General features: G+C 39.0%; 13 protein-coding genes and 1 rRNA gene. 4 read left to right on the top strand and 10 right to left on the bottom strand.

What is annotated here, in order from left to right; genetic code table 11:
* Window positions 1-363: 363 nt before the first annotated feature.
* The 7 genes from ACIQ7T_RS20105 to ACIQ7T_RS20075 form a co-directional block, all read right to left on the bottom strand.
* The gene (locus ACIQ7T_RS20105; RefSeq protein ID WP_370076708.1) at window positions 364-729 is read right to left on the bottom strand and encodes a YisL family protein; all 366 of its coding nucleotides are present in this window, start codon (window positions 727-729) and stop codon (window positions 364-366) included.
* Window positions 730-913: 184 nt separating this feature from the next.
* The gene (locus ACIQ7T_RS20100; protein WP_370076706.1) at window positions 914-1,816 is read right to left on the bottom strand and encodes a fumarylacetoacetate hydrolase family protein; all 903 of its coding nucleotides are present in this window, start codon (window positions 1,814-1,816) and stop codon (window positions 914-916) included.
* 373 nt (window positions 1,817-2,189) lie between these two features.
* Window positions 2,190-3,356, bottom strand: a complete 1,167-nt coding sequence (locus tag ACIQ7T_RS20095) for a DUF418 domain-containing protein (protein WP_370076704.1) — start codon at window positions 3,354-3,356, stop codon at window positions 2,190-2,192.
* Window positions 3,357-3,455: 99 nt separating this feature from the next.
* Window positions 3,456-7,172: a helicase-exonuclease AddAB subunit AddA gene (gene addA, locus ACIQ7T_RS20090; protein ID WP_402872934.1), complete on the bottom strand. Its 3,717-nt coding sequence runs from the start codon at window positions 7,170-7,172 to the stop codon at window positions 3,456-3,458.
* Window position 7,173: 1 nt separating this feature from the next.
* A complete protein-coding gene (addB, locus tag ACIQ7T_RS20085) occupies window positions 7,174-10,683 on the bottom strand; it encodes a helicase-exonuclease AddAB subunit AddB (RefSeq protein WP_402872931.1) in 3,510 nt (1,169 codons plus the stop codon).
* 358 nt (window positions 10,684-11,041) lie between these two features.
* The gene (locus tag ACIQ7T_RS20080; protein WP_370076696.1) at window positions 11,042-11,671 is read right to left on the bottom strand and encodes a TVP38/TMEM64 family protein; all 630 of its coding nucleotides are present in this window, start codon (window positions 11,669-11,671) and stop codon (window positions 11,042-11,044) included.
* A gap of 11 nt (window positions 11,672-11,682) precedes the next feature.
* Entirely contained in the window at window positions 11,683-12,234 is a 552-nt protein-coding gene (locus tag ACIQ7T_RS20075) for a helix-turn-helix domain-containing protein (protein ID WP_370076694.1), read from the bottom strand.
* A 124-nt stretch (window positions 12,235-12,358) separates the two neighbouring features.
* Between ACIQ7T_RS20075 and ACIQ7T_RS20070 the strand changes: the two genes are divergently transcribed.
* Window positions 12,359-13,090, top strand: a complete 732-nt coding sequence (locus ACIQ7T_RS20070; protein WP_402872926.1) for an AzlC family ABC transporter permease — start codon at window positions 12,359-12,361, stop codon at window positions 13,088-13,090.
* Window positions 13,087-13,413: an AzlD domain-containing protein gene (locus tag ACIQ7T_RS20065; protein ID WP_370076690.1), complete on the top strand. Its 327-nt coding sequence runs from the start codon at window positions 13,087-13,089 to the stop codon at window positions 13,411-13,413. The genes ACIQ7T_RS20070 and ACIQ7T_RS20065 overlap by 4 nt, the downstream gene beginning before the upstream one ends.
* A 52-nt stretch (window positions 13,414-13,465) precedes the next feature.
* On the opposite strand, the gene ACIQ7T_RS20060 is transcribed toward ACIQ7T_RS20065, so the two are convergent.
* Window positions 13,466-13,696: a DUF2198 family protein gene (locus ACIQ7T_RS20060; protein WP_402872923.1), complete on the bottom strand. Its 231-nt coding sequence runs from the start codon at window positions 13,694-13,696 to the stop codon at window positions 13,466-13,468.
* Complete coding sequence (locus tag ACIQ7T_RS20055) at window positions 13,696-14,877, bottom strand: PDZ domain-containing protein (RefSeq protein WP_402872921.1); 1,182 nt, start codon at window positions 14,875-14,877, stop codon at window positions 13,696-13,698. The genes ACIQ7T_RS20060 and ACIQ7T_RS20055 overlap by 1 nt, the downstream gene beginning before the upstream one ends.
* Before the next feature lie 239 nt (window positions 14,878-15,116).
* On the opposite strand from ACIQ7T_RS20055, the gene ACIQ7T_RS20050 reads away from it, so the two are divergent.
* Together ACIQ7T_RS20050 and ACIQ7T_RS20045 are read left to right on the top strand one after the other, a co-directional pair.
* Window positions 15,117-15,830, top strand: coding sequence for a hypothetical protein (locus ACIQ7T_RS20050; RefSeq protein ID WP_402872918.1), 714 nt, complete (start codon window positions 15,117-15,119; stop codon window positions 15,828-15,830).
* Window positions 15,831-16,050: 220 nt separating this feature from the next.
* Window positions 16,051-16,599, top strand: coding sequence for a GNAT family N-acetyltransferase (locus ACIQ7T_RS20045; protein ID WP_370077024.1), 549 nt, complete (start codon window positions 16,051-16,053; stop codon window positions 16,597-16,599).
* A gap of 625 nt (window positions 16,600-17,224) precedes the next feature.
* Here the strand turns inward: ACIQ7T_RS20045 and rrf are convergent.
* Window positions 17,225-17,317, bottom strand: a 5S ribosomal RNA gene (gene rrf, locus ACIQ7T_RS20040); the annotation flags it as partial.

The raw sequence follows: 17,317 nt of genomic DNA, 5'->3' as shown, positions 1-17,317 counted from the left end.
AGTCACGTCGCTATCATTTAAAAATATTTTCCGAAAATGCAAAATTAATTACGACAAAAAGGTGTCAACTTCTCCTAATCAATTCATTTGGGGCTTGGTCGGGGGAGCCAAGCATTTTTTTGGGGACCTGAGCATTTCTTCAGCTTACCTGATCACTTCTTCGGCTTACCCGATCACTTTTCTGGGCTACCTGATCACTTCTTCGGCTTACCCGTTCACTTTTCTGGCATACCTGAGCAGTTTTCCGACCTACCTGATCACTTCTCCGGCTTACCCGAGCAGTTTTTCAAGCTACCTGAGCGATTTAACTTCCCCCCAAAAATAAAAGCCGTGAAGCGAAATCTTCACGACTTTTCAAAATAATTATGCCAAGAAATTTATTCCCATTGGCAGTTTGAAGCCTAAAAATAATGTAATGAATAAGAATACTGCAAATAAAATCCAAAACAGGCCAGTTGGTTTATTTTTCTTTTGACGAACTAATACCATTTCCATCATACCAATGACTAAAATACCGCCTAAGAATTTAAGACCATATAGCATTGGATCTCCAGCTTGGTATTTAAAGAATAGTGCCCCACCAGTAATAATAATTAAAATGTAGAATAAACGTAATGTCATATGTAAGCCTTTTGACTGCTTGCCCATTAATGCTGCAATTAAAAAGATTACGATTGCAACTACCCAAGTAGTAATATGCGCATCCGTTCGGCTAGTTAAGAAATCCATTATTGTCCCCACCTCATATTCTTTTTTCTATCAAACTCTATCCTACCATGTGATGGAAAGGGTTTCAAACATTACAATAGTGTTCATATAATATACATCAATTATGCCTCTGCATAATTGTGTCCGGAATCTACTGAAAGAAGTTAAAAATCCGCGGAGGTAAACTCACGCGGATTTGAAAAAATTATTCAAAATGATTCACTAAAGTACCGATGCCTTGAATGGACACTTTCACAGTATCCCCAGCTTTTAAAAATTGTGGCGGATTCAAGCCTTTACCAACACCCGCTGGAGTACCCGTTAAAATAACATCACCTGGCTCTAATGTTACATGCTGAGATAAAATCGATACTAATGATTCTACAGTGAACATCATATCTTTTGTTGAGCCGTTTTGGCGTACTTCATCATTCACTTTTGTTACCACTGTTAAATCTTGTGGATTCGGAATTTCATCTTTTGTTACAAGGTAAGGTCCAAGTGGACAAGTTCCTTCCAAGCTTTTTCCTATGAAGAATTGCTTATGTTTTTCTTGTAAATCACGCGCTGTTATATCATTGGCAATCGTGTAACCAAATACATAATCGTATGCTAAGTTTTTCGGAATATTTTTACCGCGTTTACCAATGACAACAGCTAATTCGCCTTCATAATCCATTTTAGATGAAAGATCGGCATGGATAGATATTGTTTGGCCATCAGCAGCAATAGCAGTCGGAGATTTTGTAAATACCATTAAGTCTGTTGGAGCTGCCTCTGCTCCCATTTCTTTAGCATGTTCATCATAGTTTTTCCCAATACACATAATGTTTTTTGGTGTACGTGGAATCGGTGATAACCACTCGATCGCTGTAAATTCACGTTTGAAGCTATTAGCGCGATCTGATTTTTCAGCGGCTTCTACTAATTTACGAATCTGTTCAACAAAATCAAAGCCTAGAGCAATGCCATCTACAATTGAACTTGAAAAAGAAGGGAGAACTTGAAGTTCATTTTGAATAGCGAGTACATCCCATACCGCTTCTTCTTTTTTTACTTTTGGTCCAAAGCTTACATGTCCACCTAATTTAAATGATAAAATTTTCATGATTTTCAGAGCTCCTTCTTTTTTCTACATGATACAACAATATTATAGGAATTGCCTTACTTTTGCGATAACTATTTTTATTCCTATTAAATCGTGGGCTCATCACCATAACGTGGGTTGATTTCCGTTCCGGATGGGCGCTTTCCTGGGGGCGTCCGATGAGCCGCTTCACTCGCGTTGATCGCTCCAGGGTCTCATCTGTGACGCTGATCCCCAAGGAGTCGCCCATCCTCCACTACAATCAACTTATATACATAACATACGTTTTAACAAATGCTATCCCAACTTTTAATAATGAGCCAAGTCACGATTAATTATTCTTATTATACAAGACGTATTCATTAACTATATGTTGCCGACACGCTGAATACAATTAACTTACTTTAGTTTTCTCTTTATACGTTAACTTGCGCCATAAAGCCTCTAGCGGACCTTGTTGCCATTTCGCTAGCCAAATTTCTGCCACAATCATTTGGATAATAATAATACTGACTGCTATTAACACGCCTGTTGCGACGCTCACTTTTCCATACCAGCCAAATCCGAATTGATAAAATAAACATGTTCCAATGATCGATTGAAGTATGTACATCGTTAGCGACATGCGTCCCATTTTGGCAAAAGGACTAAGCAACTTTGATACAGTTGGAAATAAACAAAGTAAAACGATGAGCCCAATGTAGCCTACTGCTAAAATTGGACCACCTATGTAAACTTTCATGTAGTCTAATAAATACGTACGTGTAAACATAATCGGTAAGCTCTTGATGAAAATACCAACTGCTAATCCAGCTATTGCTAATGCCAGCCAAAGCCATTTTAGCTCCTTCGCTCGTTCCACTAAACGCCATTTAGAAGCCGCAGCACCAATTAACATAAATGGTAAAATTGTAAATAATACCACAAACCACATGCCGATTCCCGCCTGAACAGATAAATCGGTTAAACGTTGCATAAATGCATCCATCCAACTACCCGTTCCGTAAGCAGTTATCGCCTGCTCTACCGAAGTGATATCTAAATACTCATCAATTTTCGTATTAAAATTAATATACCCTACAATAAATAACATAAAAACTTGCATAACACCGTTAATCATAATACCGATTGACAATAACCAAATAGGATGTAGACGTAGTAAAAGCAATAAAAAAATGCCACAAAATGCATACATCATTAAAATGTCGCCCCACCAAATGAGCACAGCATGTATTAAACCAAATACAAACAATACAGAAAGTCTTCGCAGTCCTATCGCATAAAAATTTTGTTCACGGCTTTGTGCTTTCTGCCATTGCATAGCGAGTCCATAGCCAAATAACATGGCAAACAGTGGATAAAAGCTACTTTGTACATAAATATCTAAATTTTGCTGCCACACCATATCTGACGGTGTTGTAAACCATGATGCCAAATCAATATATGGCATTGGCAAATAAAAGGCAAACATATTAACGAGTAAAATACCTAGTAAGCTAATACCACGTAAAATATCTAATGTTGCGATGCGTTCCTGCAACATTGTCGGTTTTAACTCCACAAAATAGCCTCCTCTATGTATATGGCGAAAACAAGGCTCTCTAAATTCATTCCCTTATTATGAAACTATATCAGATAGCCCTGTTTTCACCTCGTTCACTTATGCATGTAAAGCCCGTTCAATATCGAATAAATATAGAACTTTATCACTCACTTTGATTTGAAGGATAGATTCTATCGCCTCACTATAAACTCTGAGCTGAACACCATATCGGTCTAAAAGTTCCTTCGTTAGCGCTGGTTCCTCTGCAAAATGCGATTGGATACGATCTGTCTTATAATCAAGCAAAATCCATTCACCATTCTCATCCTCAAATAAGCAATCAATAATCCCTTGTACAATTTGAGCGTCGCCGTCTTCATCTACCCTACTAATCGTAAATGGCAGTTCTCTTCGGATTGTTTTTGCTTTTTTAAAGCGTTGTCCAATATCTGTTGTAAAGAAATTATATATTTTTTTCCATGGAACAACCTTGCCCTCAGCCTCGGTCAGAAGCTGCCTTGCCACTAAATGAGCGACAAACTCCTTAACCTCCTGTACATCCGTAAAGCCGTTTTGAGGTACATGCTGCATGACCGTATGGACAGCTGTTCCTATTTCTGCACCTGTCATCTGTTTGTCCTGTAAAAAGGTTGGACGGGGCGCAATAGTCGTCATTTTTTGCTTAGAAGGTACTGAAAAGTAATATTCAGGCTCCTCCTGCCGCTGTAGATTTTCTATACGCTTTATTTCACTTACAGATGTTTTAGAGCGTTTTTGTGTTGATTTCTGAAATGCATAATGTGTTTGAAAACGCATCGTAATTTCCGACAGCAAAGCTTCGTCCTCTGGCGTTTCTAGCAATGGCTGTATCTCATCCTCTAACGCCTGTATGTCATACGCATAATGGCTTGTTTCTACAGCTCGTACCCACCAATGTGATACATCTTCAGATGCCTTATAGGAAGAAGAAGCAATTTTTGCAAAATCTGCATGTCTAGCAACTGCAGGCCCAAGCCAATCAAAGTAGCTATTAGCTCTCGCGCGTAAATACTCTTGTAATGGGGCATCCACCGGTAAACTTTGAGCATCCTGCCAGTTATCGAGCGTTTTACTCCAATTTTTCACGGAGCCTACTAAAATAAGTCGCTCCTTCGCACGTGTCATCGCTACGTACAATACACGCATTTCCTCAGCCCGCATTTCAAGCTCCTTTTTCTCCTTTAGCGCTAAAAATGGTAGAGATGTATACGTAATACGATTTTCTGGATCAATTGCCTTCACTGCAAGGCCAAAATCTTGATCGAATAAATACGGATTGTGGAAATCCATTTTATTAAACGGTCTCCCCATCCCTGCAACAAAGACAACAGGGTATTCCAAACCTTTTGAAGAGTGGATCGTTACAAGACGCACAACATCATCCTTTTCTCCAATCGATTTAGCTGTTCCTAAATCATCTCCACGCGTACGCATACGATCAATAAAACGTAAAAAGCGAAATAGTCCTCGAAAGGCTGTTTTCTCATACATTAAAGCACGGTCATGTAAAATGCGTAAGTTGGCCTGACGCTGCTTACCATTTGGCATAGCACCAACCATCTCATAATAATGCGTGTCTAAATAAATTTTCCAAATTAAATCTGACAGCGAACCACGTCGTGCTAAATCTCGCCAGTTTTCAAATGCTAGCATAAATCGTTGAAGCTTCACAAAAGTGTCTGATTGCACACCATGTCCATCACTTCGAATAAATTGCCTTAATGCATCATAAAATGGCGCTTTTTTATCTGCTAACCGTATTTTTGCTAGCTCATTTTCTGTTAAGCCAACAAATGGTGCGCGTAGCACTGAAGCTAAAGGAATATCCTGATATGGATTATCGACAACCTTTAGTACATTCAGCATAATCATAACTTCAAGCGCATCAAAATATCCTTTAGAGGACTCCGCATAGAGAGGGATTCCCGCAAGCTTAAATTCCTCAACTAAATCAGTTGACCATGTCATTGAACGCATTAAAATCACAATATCACTATATTTTAATGGCCGTTCTGTCTTCGTTTTTGTATCGAATACGGTTGTCCCATCCTCCATCATCTGCCGAATACGCTCAATGATAAAACGTGCCTCATACTGTGATTTTTTTAATTCCTCTAGTTCAGAGGCGTCGATTGCAATGTCTTCCGCCTCTTCGTCCAACGCCTCTTCGTCAGGAGGATGCATGATGACTAGCTCTACCGGAACTTCTTTATCATCATACGGCGCTGCTGGCTTTAATGAAGCATTTTCATCATAAAGAATTTCCCCTACACGCTCACCCATAATTTGTGCAAATACATAGTTTGTAGCGTTCAACACTTCTTGTCGACTACGGAAATTAGCGTTTAAATCTATACGCATTCCCGTTAAATCTGGGGTCTCTAGAAACTCGCTATATTTTCGCATAAAAAGCTTCGGTTCTGCTAAACGGAAACGGTAAATGCTTTGTTTGACGTCCCCAACCATAAACAGATTTCCCTCTTGCTCACTACCTGTTTTCACAAGCTGCAATATTGTTTCTTGAAGCATATTTGTATCTTGGTATTCATCAACAAGTACTTCTTTAAAACGTTTTTTCAAATCTAGTGCAACCGGTGAAGACTGTAATTCACCTTCAACTTCTACAGTTAAAATTTGCAATGCGAAATGCTCTAAATCCGAGAAATCGATAATTCCTCGTTCTAATTTTGCCATGCGGAACTGTTCACTAAAAACATTCGTCAATTCGACTAATGTTCCTATCGTCGGACCCATTAATCGTATTTCTTCAAGCAAGCGTGCAGGTGTCCGAACGAAAAAAGTCTCCTTAAGCTTGTTCACAATTTTTTTTGCTGCCTCACGTTTTTTCTTAGCAAGATCTTGTAGCTCCACATCCACTAAAGCATCCTTTGATACACGCTTTAAAGTTGACCATTTCACCGTGCCAAAATAATCAAAGAGTTCCTGCCACGTTCCTTCACGACTAATGCGAATGCCTTCCTGAATCATGGCAAAATCCATTTCTGCAGTTTCAGCATATGGTGCAGGTCCCTCGGGCTGTAGCGTAATGGCACGCATTTCAGAAATTAAGACGAATGCCTCCTCAAGACTATGCTTGACGGTTAACTTTACATATTTCGACAGCTCTAAATCATCAATGGTCACGTCCGCTGCTAAGTCATATGTCTCTGGTAAACTACGAAGCCATTTTTGAGGCTCTGCATGAACACGAGACGTATCATAAAGCTTGCTTATTAAGGTTTCTATCGCCTGATCATCACGATCCGATGTAAAGCTATCAACAAGACGGTAGATTGCTTGAACCTGTGCTTCATCCTCAGAATCGTAAGCATCTTCTAATACTTCTGCTAATATATCGTCCCTTAACAAAGCGACCTCTGCCTCATTTGCTATACGAAAGCCTGGATCAATATCTAGCATATAGGCGTACTGCTTCACAATAGCTAAGCAGAAAGAATGCAGCGTTGAAATTTGTGCTTTGTTGACAAGGCTTAGCTGGCGTCGCAAATGGTTGGAAGTTGGATTTTCTGCAATAGCCTTTTCAAGCGCCTCCGCCATACGGTGACGCATCTCAGCAGCGGATGCATTTGTAAATGTTACGACAAGTAGCTCGTCGACATTGATGGGATTCTCTGTCGCCACTACCTTTTCAATCATACGATTAATGAGAACTGCCGTTTTACCAGAGCCTGCCGCAGCCGATACAAGTGTATCCTGGCCGCTTGCATAGATGGCCTTCCACTGGTCATCAGTCCATGTCACTTCCGCTGGCTTTTCAGGTATTTTTTGTACCAACTTACTTCATCTCCTTCCGAATTATCTCAACGATATCATTCGGTTTTGCTTGCTGTAACTGACGGTAGCTTTGCTTGCCATCAGATGGGTCAAATTGACAAACCGCCGTAAATTGACAGTAATCACATGCTGTTTTTGTTTTAAGTTTATAAGGACTAATGGACGTATCCCCTGCTAAAATTCCATCACCAGCCTCTTGATGCTTGCGCCGTACAAAATGCTGTAGATTTTTCATATCATTTACAGGTACAACCCGTGACTGAGATTCTGATGGTGTCCCATCTTTCTTCATATAGACAGGAATAATTTTTGAATGCCCACTCGATTCCTCTAATTGCTCGTCCATCGATAAAATGGCCTCCGCATTTTCCGACAAAAGACCTTTCATTTTGTATTGTTTTAAACGGTCTTCTTCAATTTCACTGTCGCTTAAATCCTTATCAAGCTTTAGCATTGGATTGTGGACATGTACATAAAGAACCCCAGCTGGCTCCGCCTCACCTGGCAGCCAATAAGAAGCGTTTTCCATCGCCACATCTAGATACGTTAGTACCTGTAGAGACAAACCGTGATAAACCTCATTCAAATCTAAATCACGAGCGGATGATTTATAATCGACGATCCGTAAATAAGAGCGGTCATCAATAGACGCACTATCTACCCTATCAATACGACCCCGCATAAACATTTTCTTACCACCTGTTAAATCTATTTCAAGTGGAGGAAGCTGTTCATTTTGTCCCGGTCCAAATGATGCCTCAATGGCAATTGGCTTAAAGTGGGATACATTCGCATGCTGCGTAAGTGCCGTCATTGTTCGCTCGACAATACGTATAAGCTTGCGTTGAATGTAACGATAACGTGCACTAGATAGTAAGATTTGATGAGAAAATACCGGCACAATTTGCTCTACGGCTTGACGTGCTAATTGTTTAATTTGCTGCTTTGTTAAACGTATCCATGATAGTTGCAGACGGTGTGTCTCCTCCGTAATCCATTTCAATGCCTCATGGAATAAATCGCCCATTGCAAATGTTTCTAGTCTGTACTCTGCCCGCTCTTCAAGATGAAGCCCATACGTTGTAAAATGCGAGAATGGGCAACGGAAATATTTCTCAACACGAGACACGCTAGATGTTAGCTTTTGACCATATAATTCCTGAGTGATGTAGTTTTCTAAGGGCTCAGCTTCATTTTTATGAGTGATTGGATGTAAAACTCGATCATAAATAAGTGCCCAATAAGGGTCCTGTCTATAAAATTTTTGTAAGGCAAGCCACTCTGGCGCTAGCTCACGACTATGTTCAGCTTGGCGTTTTTGCACCATTAAATGTGCTAAAGCTGTACGTGGATGGCGTAAATACGGTAATGCACTTTCATCCAGTAGTTCAATTGGATCGATTACAACTCGCTCGACCTCGACACCACTCAAAAGGCCAGCCATTTTATCATTGCCGATAATTTTCTTTATATAGAGTGAAGACAGTAGTGCCTTGCCCTCTTCATCTGCCGTTGGATAGGACATATATAATTTATCGGATGGCGTAGTTAAAGCTCGATATAGCAAGAAATTTTCCTGCAGTAAACGATTTTTAGACGTCGGCGCTAGCTCATAGCCAATTTGACTAAACCATTCACGTTCGTTATCTGACAGCAATCCCTCATAATCCATACGAGTTGGATAGACTCCATCATTCATTCCTAAGACAAAAGCGACTTTTATATTCGATAAACGAGCTAAATCAACTGTCGCTACCATGACCTCATCTAATGTAGGCGGGATACGCGAAAATTCTAATGTATCAAAGCCCTCATCTAAAATTTTCGCCGCTTCCTCCACGGACATCTCCTGCTCACCAAACATATACACAAACTGATCGAGCACTGCAATCCATTCTTTCCACGCTTGATCATGCTCACTTGCAGCTAATGCATCGCCTCGATCTAGTTCACGATCTTTCATTGCTTGAAGCTTTTCATAAACATTTAAATGCTCAATCAACTCAAATAAAGCTGTCGCTACTTCTCTACCTGTTGTCGCCACTTCCAGCTTGTCCTGTAATGATTTAAGCGGCTGCCGAATTTCGTCGCGAATAGCCTCGATTTCTGCCTGCATAGCACGTTCTTCGTCCGTTTGTACGCGTGAATGGAATTCAAGTCCGCGATACTTTTTGAAAAACCATCGAGCTTCCTCAAACCAGCGCTCTCCAAAGACGCCTTGTGCTAAACAGTAGTTTTCTAAACGATCCGCTCGCTCACGCCAAACATTTAATTCAGCATGTAACGGGAAAAATAAATCTGTTTTCACGCTACGAAAAACCGGTTCATATTTCCAATTAGAAGTAATAACCTCTAAAGCAGATCGACTAAGTTCAATTAAAGGATGATGCAGCATCGTCTTTTTCGAATTTGTAAAAATAGGAATTTCGTATTGTTGGAAAATCGTTGTAATGAGCGGGTCATAAACTTCTGCTTGTCTATAAAGAAGTACTATATCTTGATAACGATACCCCTTCTCTCTCGTCAGCTTTGTTATTTCCCGGGCAATGGCATGTATCTCCGCACGTCGATTAGATGCTTCAAGCACCATTACATCACCTGAAGTTTCTTTCGCTTGAGGCACCATATCAGCAAATCGAGTTTCCATATGTTGTAAATCACTAGACTGGAAACGATACGTATTATAGAAGTGCAGTGGTGCTTCAACTTCAATGCCTTCTTCAGATGCAATGTCGTGTAAACGTTGATTCGTAGAAGCGGCTTCATGGAATAAAGATTGCTCATCATAAACTTCATCGATATGGTCAAAGGGAAGAACTACCGTTACCTGTTTCGTCACCTTCAATAACTCTTTTACAAGCTCTAATTCTCTTACCGTAAATGCTGTAAAACCATCTATATAAATGGACGCCTGCTTCATCGTCTCGGAGCATTTTAGTTGCTCGGTTAAAATCGGATAATACCCCTCACTATCGACATATGTCGTGCCAAGTCGTTCCTCCAAAGCTTGCAAAACTACTTGTAAATCATTAGCCTTCGCTTGCAATGTATTAGGCGCATCAATGGCCTGCAAAGACGCTGTCACTTCAGCTAACACCGAACTTTTTACACTATAACGACTAAACTCTCGTAATAGCGTTTCAATTTCTTCTGTAAAGCCTCGTTTCCCAGCTGCTTGTCGAAATAACGAAAACTCACTTTTTTGTTCCTCTAAAAGTTTACGGATAAGCATTCGATAACCATAGCCATTTACTTCTTTTCGAGCAATACCACCCGTTTCCTGTAACACTAGCCATGCCAATCGTTTAAATGTCATGACCTGTGCACGAATTAAGCCTTGCAAGCCATGCTTATTCGTTAGCTCATACTCCGTTGAGTACGACATTTGGTCGGGGACAATTACAAAAATTGGATGACCTAACGGCTCTGTTTTTAATTGCTCGACAATCTCTTGATGAATAAACGTTGATTTACCCGTCCCTGAACGTCCTGATACGATACGCAATGTCATGTACTTTTCCCCTCCTGTTAATTATCTATTTTAAAAAGTGATAGTTGTTGTGGAACACCTGGCCTTTGCTGGTCTACCTGATCACTTTTCGCACTGACCCGATCACTTTGCTGTTCTACCTGATCACCTTTCGCACTGACCCGATCACTTTGCGGTTCTACCTGATCACTTTGCTACTCTACCTGATCACTTTTCGCACTGACCTGATCACTTTGCTACTCTACCTATGCATTTTAAAATATTTTATCTAAGCGCTACTCAATGTTTTTCGAGCATTGCCTTACCTTTATTAATGAAGATAAAAAACCCCTTCTCTCATTTTACATGATAAAAGGGGTAAGATGTGCATATTCAACTTTTAACGTTGATGATTTTTCGTCAATTTTCTCGCATGTTTTAAGTCTTTCTCTACACGCGCATTTAATCGTTTCTCCATAAACTTGCCAACCCACCAAAGCAAGACAATCGCAACAGCAGCAATAATCAGTCTTACAGGACTTGTTAGGAGCGATTTCAAATCGTAACCAAGCACGCTCATTCCTAAAATCATAACGAACTTCCCAGCCAATAACACTACAAAATAATACTTTTTATGAATATGGGATAGCCCCGCTACAATATTTACAATGATTGAGGGTGTAAAAGGAAAACAAAGTAACACGAATAATGGACTAATACCATTCATATCTACCCATTTAATTAGCTTCTCTACTTTTTTACTGCCTGTTACAAATCGAAGCCTTGGATGGTTGCCAAAATGTCGGACAAGCAAAAATACTGCATATGACCCCGCTACAGATCCTATCCATGATAATAAAAAACCTAACCATAAACCAAATGCGCTCGCATTGGCGACAACGAACACGACCAGAGGTAAAAACGGAAAAAACGCCTCTATAAACGTTAAAAATAAACCAATGATTGGGCCAAGCGTTCGATATTGTGCCGCAATTTGCTCAATATTATCTACAGTAAACCATTCACTCAAAATCGACACCTCTATTTATATTGCAAAATTAAATGTAAAATCGTTAACTTTTCCGAAGTATTTTTATACTCATGTGGCTGATGTCCTGAGAATACTAGTGTATCCCCTTCTTCTAGTAATTCATGCATCTCACCAGCAGAAATAATGGCCTGCCCTTGGATTACAGTCACAGTTTCTTCTACCCCTTCTGTATGGGCTTCACTTCTCCTGAAAGCACCGGGCTCCATTTCAACCCTATAAAGTTCCCAGCCACGATCTGGATTATAAGGAATGATGGAATACACACGATATCGTCCCTCATCTTCATCTACACGTGGCGCATCCTTACTACTATATTTCATAAAGTGTGCTGTTGGTGCTTGTAATAATGAAGAAAATGAAGTGCGCATTCCTGCAGCAATTTTCCAAATCGTTGATACTGTAGGATTTGCCTCTCCTTTTTCAATTTGGGCAAGTTGAGCTTTACTTACCCCTGTAGCTTTGGCAACATCATCTAAGCTTAAATGACGTTGCTGCCGGATCCTCTTTAATTGAAATGCCAAATTTCGACTCATTTGCTCCATTTTTATTCACCAATTTCTATTGTTTATTTTATAAGACATATGTATACTTTAATAAACATCACGAACTATCAGACTATTCCACCATTATTATACATGGAAATTTATAAGAAGGGACGATCTATTTATGACAAGTACAACCGATTTTCAGAATGAAACAGCAAACACGCCAGACGATAGCTTTTTACAAGGCGTTAAAGATTGTGTCCCCACCTTACTCGGATATATTAGCATAGGACTCGCTTTCGGTGTTGTAGGTTCCGCTTCTGGGTTATCTGTACTCGAAATTGCGCTTTTAACGATACTCATTTACGCAGGCTCCGCACAATTTATTTTTTGTGCACTTCTTTTAACGAATAGCCCTGCTTCTGCTATTATTGTAACCATTTTTGTTGTAAATCTACGCCATTTATTAATGAGTTTAACATTAGCTCCTCATTTTACACGCTATTCCATGCTAAGAAATATTGGTTTCGGCACATTATTGACGGACGAAACATTTGGTGTAGCCGTTACAAAGCAAATGCAAACCGGTAAATTACATGGCAAATGGATGGATGGGCTGAACATAACTGCTTACTCATTTTGGATTCTATCTTGTGTAACTGGTGCATATTTAGGACAATGGGTAGCAACTCCTGAAAAATGGGGCTTAGATTTCGCATTGATTGCTATGTTTGTGGCACTTCTTGTTCTCCAGCTTAACAGTGTAGGTAAAAGTAAAATAATGCATTATCTTATATTAATCGGCTATATGGTTGTTATTATGTATGGTCTTTCTTATATTATGCCTTCGCATGTGGCTGTTCTTCTTTCAACAGTTATTGTAGCAACTATAGGGGTGGTGACAGATAAATGACGACAACTGCTACTATGGTATGGCTCATCATTGGCTGTGCACTTGTCACCTGGCTACCACGTATTATTCCGTTTATATTCGTCCGAAATGTGAAGCTACCTGAGGTTGTATTAAAATGGCTAAGCTTTATCCCAGTTTGTATTTTGAGTGCTCTTGTCATCGAAAACTTATTGGATACAGAAAGCGGAAAAATTGTTACACTCAATTGGCCCGTATTTATTACCTTTGTGCCAACGCTTATGATTGCACTTGTTACCAAAAGCTTATCTATTACAGTTGTAGCAGGGGTTATCATTATGGCAGCCGTAAGGTTTTTCATGTAAAAAGGTCAGTCTTAAAAGTGAGAAAGCTATCACTTTTGACTGACCTTTTATATTAATTTTTGTTTTTTTTCATTTTACTCGCTAGCCAAAAGCCTACTGTTAACGAAAATGCATCGATTACGAAGATAATAGGCGGCGAAGTATAACCTGCATAGACAGATGCCGCAATAAGAGCAATTGCCAATATTAAAGCGACATACCGATTAAACGTAATTCTAGTAAACAATAATACGAGTAAAGCTGGTAAAAATAACGCTAACATCATTTTCCCGAAAACATCCATCAAATATCCCTCGGCTCAGCTAGTAATAATCCAATACGATAATGATCATTGTTATAGATAACATGCTGTGTTAAGCGTATTTCATTGTTGCGATCTACTACTTCTAGACGACAATGGGCAGCATTTAATTGCAAAGCCTCGTATAAATCATTTTCAGTAAAAATGGCCTGACCGTTTACTTTACGAATACATTCCCCTGCCAGTAAGCCCATTTTTTCAGCTGGTGAATCAGGTAAAACTGCCGCAATAATAGCGCCCTTTGAACTTGGTGCAACCGCATAAATGTCCGTTTTATCCTGCAGCGCGTAGAAGATTGAAATGATGATACGAATCACTACACCAATTGCCAACGTGATAATGCCAATAAATGGCTCCAGCGCTGCAGCAAGTCCACCTATTAAAATTAACTGACCTAGTATTAGCACTACTCTGCCAATTTTAGGCAATTGCAAAGTCGGTAATTCTTTTCTAGTAAGCTTTGAAAAGCCTATAACAAGTGGAAATAGTACGAGTGAAAAGGTACTCTCTCCTAATGTAAATTGCGGCCAGTAAGGGAAATCTACCGGAATAATATCACCAGGTATTACAAAGAAAATTGGCAATACCCATACATTTCTTGAACGATAGACAATTGCCTGCATACCTCGCTTCGTCTTTTCAACTCTCGGTGTCGTTATCTTCATTGCTGTTCGGCGAATTAACATACCCTCAGCAATCACACATAGACCTGCTAAAATCGTAATCGTTATAATGGAACCATCAAGTAAATTTACACCTTCTAAAGAGATTTTCCACCAAGAATATGTCCAATTATAATGGTACATCAACCACATTGCTAATGTCGCAAGCCCCATTGTATAAATAGGTGAAAGTGCATTAATGAAGAACAATAATAATGCCAACGCAGAAATAGCGATTAAAATCATTAAAAAGGCTTTAGGTACTGTTAAACCTAACCCAACACTTATTAGTGAAATGAGGAGGGCATTTAGCCACCCATATTTCCATTGACCAATTAGCTCTGTCCAACCCCAAATAATACGTCTATTAAAAAATTTCCGCTCCTGCTTTACACGACTATAACCTAATAAAACCGCAAATAAAATTGCGATATACATTAATGGGTTGATTAAAAAGCGGCCAATCGCTGTTACAATTTCTATTAAAATATCACTAACCATACGAACACCCGCCGTTTCTATCTTGAATACTATGATTTTATTGTATCAAACGACTACACTCTTGCGTAGTACAATCTAGTAGAAAGCTTTCTATTCTTATTTTTTTATCGTATTCAGCGGATTTTAAGTTAAAACGTTGCAGGTGTGTCGATTTCCATCCCTAAGAATAAATCTGAATATTCCTATTTTAATTGTAACTTAAATCTGTGATAAGTGTCTAATAACTAGGAGGTGTTATGTTGAAAGTTTTTAAAAATATGCTATTGATTTCTGTATTTGCTTTGTTGTTATCTTCTTGCAGTAACTTCACTTTTCATAAAGGATGTCCTGATGCGATAATTGAATGGGTGGATGTGCTGATGATTAATGATATAGAATATGCCCATTATTTTCCAGAGCCAGCAAATGAAAATCTCCCTATAACGATTGAAAAAGGTAAAGAACTTGGTAAAGTGACATATAAGATGGCTGACAGTGCATGCAGTAATCACAAGATGCAAAATGGTGATGCGACATATTTAAAAGAAGGAACAATCATTTCTGAAATAAAAGGATATCCAACTTCCTTGATTGTTGCTGCAAATGATGATGTTTATGTAGCCAACACAAATAAAATGGCAAAAACAGCAGGAGAACTTTACCCTATGGATAAGTTGGTGAAGAATATCTATTTTGAAAGCACTGAAGATGGCAAGAGAATACACACATTCTCACAGTCTTCCAAGGATACGTTCCTAGCCGCATTTTATGAATTAAAATTAGAAGATGTACAATCATTAATTGATGTAGGTAAGCTAGAAGGTACACGTATATTTTTGGGGATTGAACTTAATAATGGTGTTTCATTTAGACAGCTTTACTGGAGCGATTCTAATACATTCCATAATGGAGCAATTGGAAACGATAAGATAAAGGAAGTTATTAACTATGAATTATCAAATCTAAAAAAATAATACCAGTAATATAATAAAAATTCCTACAATCTTGAGTTGTAGAAGTCGCTATTTTTCATATTGCGCTATCAAAGTTGTTTCTACAACTTGAGATGCTTTTTACTAACGATGCAGTTTAGCTGCGTAAGGGCATAGTTTGGTCATAATGTAAGTGAGAAATTCTAGAATAGAATATATTATAAGATTATTAAATCCAATATTTATAAAGGGAGACTGTATGATGAGTAAATTTCCGATCATAGAAACAGAAAGGTTAATTTTAAAAGAAGTGACACCAGAGGATGCTAACGATATGTATAAATACCTATCAGATAAAGACGTTGTTAAATATATGGGGTTAGAACCATACGAATCCCCAAATGACGTCTTGAGCGAAATAAGATGGTATAAATCTATATTGGAAGAAGGTACAGGTATAAGGTGGGGAATTACACAGAAAAATATTGGTGTTGTTATAGGTAGTTGCGGCTTTCTTAATATGCACCCTAAACATTATCGAGCTGAAATAGGGTTTGAATTAAATAAAAAATATTGGGGCCAAGGAATAGCTGGTGAAGCTTTAGAAGCTGTTATTAAATATGGCTATAAACATTTTGAAATGGAACGAATTGAGGCGCTAATTGATCCTGCGAATTTATCATCACAAAAATTAGTAGAAAATCAGGGCTTTAAAAGAGAAGGTTTATTGAGGCATTATGAATATACTTGTGGAAAATTTGATGATTTATATATGTACTCAATCATTAAAGGAGACCTCAAACGAATGTGAACTGCTCGCCACTTAGCAAAGCTTAAAGTGAGAGCTTCCCAGTTCCACGACGAAAGCAACCTTTTGTCTCCCTGAGCGTTACTTCGGAGTGTTCTGACCCTAGATGTCCAACGTGTGGACGCTCTTTTGGTACGTTAGATATTTTACACAGGAACCGAATCGCTTGGTTTTCGCACTCTATTTTCTTTCCAGCAACCTCATATATCGAGTGATCCAAGAACTTCATATAGCTAGTTATCAAAAGTTTTTGGCTATGCTAAACCGAAATTCATCTCCCACCTACCGTTGGGCTAGCGCTCTTCACACGCTTGAGGTTAAAAAGGCAGAGTATCCTTATGCCGCTCTTTAGTCCAACAAGAACTACAAATAAAAATCAAACTTATTTATAAAATCCGTATACTAAATTACCGGAAAAGAAAGCATTTTAATCAAACTTTATTCCAAACAAATCTCTAGGTCCTGCATCTTCGTCAGCTGGTGCTTGATATTTTGCTCCATCGTCTATTTTTCACCTTTGGCTAGATAGTCGGCAGAAACCACAACCATTTCATGGTATTATTTGGGTTAATCTGCTGAAAAATTGCAAATAAAAAAGCCGAGGAATAAATCCTCGGCTTTTTCAGGTGCCTAGCGACGTCCTACTCTCACAGGGGGAAGCCCCCAACTACCATCGGCGCTAAAGAGCTTAACTTCCGTGTTCGGTATGGGAACGGGTGTG

Source organism: Lysinibacillus sp. NPDC096212 (assembly GCF_044763105.1).
In the GTDB taxonomy this organism is placed as follows: domain Bacteria; phylum Bacillota; class Bacilli; order Bacillales_A; family Planococcaceae; genus Lysinibacillus.
Note: the sequence above shows the minus strand (reverse complement) of the source record. Positions and strands in the feature narration are given on the sequence as shown.

Coding starts and splice junctions, on each gene's coding strand:
- ACIQ7T_RS20045 (WP_370077024.1), top strand. CDS start 16,051: ATGAGTAAATTTCCGATCATAGAAACAGAAAGGTTAATTTTAAAAGAA.
- ACIQ7T_RS20065 (WP_370076690.1), top strand. CDS start 13,087: ATGACGACAACTGCTACTATGGTATGGCTCATCATTGGCTGTGCACTT.
- ACIQ7T_RS20060 (WP_402872923.1), bottom strand. CDS start 13,696: ATGGATGTTTTCGGGAAAATGATGTTAGCGTTATTTTTACCAGCTTTA.
- ACIQ7T_RS20100 (WP_370076706.1), bottom strand. CDS start 1,816: ATGAAAATTTTATCATTTAAATTAGGTGGACATGTAAGCTTTGGACCA.
- ACIQ7T_RS20075 (WP_370076694.1), bottom strand. CDS start 12,234: ATGGAGCAAATGAGTCGAAATTTGGCATTTCAATTAAAGAGGATCCGG.
- addB (WP_402872931.1), bottom strand. CDS start 10,683: ATGACATTGCGTATCGTATCAGGACGTTCAGGGACGGGTAAATCAACG.
- ACIQ7T_RS20105 (WP_370076708.1), bottom strand. CDS start 729: ATGGATTTCTTAACTAGCCGAACGGATGCGCATATTACTACTTGGGTA.
- ACIQ7T_RS20055 (WP_402872921.1), bottom strand. CDS start 14,877: ATGGTTAGTGATATTTTAATAGAAATTGTAACAGCGATTGGCCGCTTT.
- ACIQ7T_RS20070 (WP_402872926.1), top strand. CDS start 12,359: ATGACAAGTACAACCGATTTTCAGAATGAAACAGCAAACACGCCAGAC.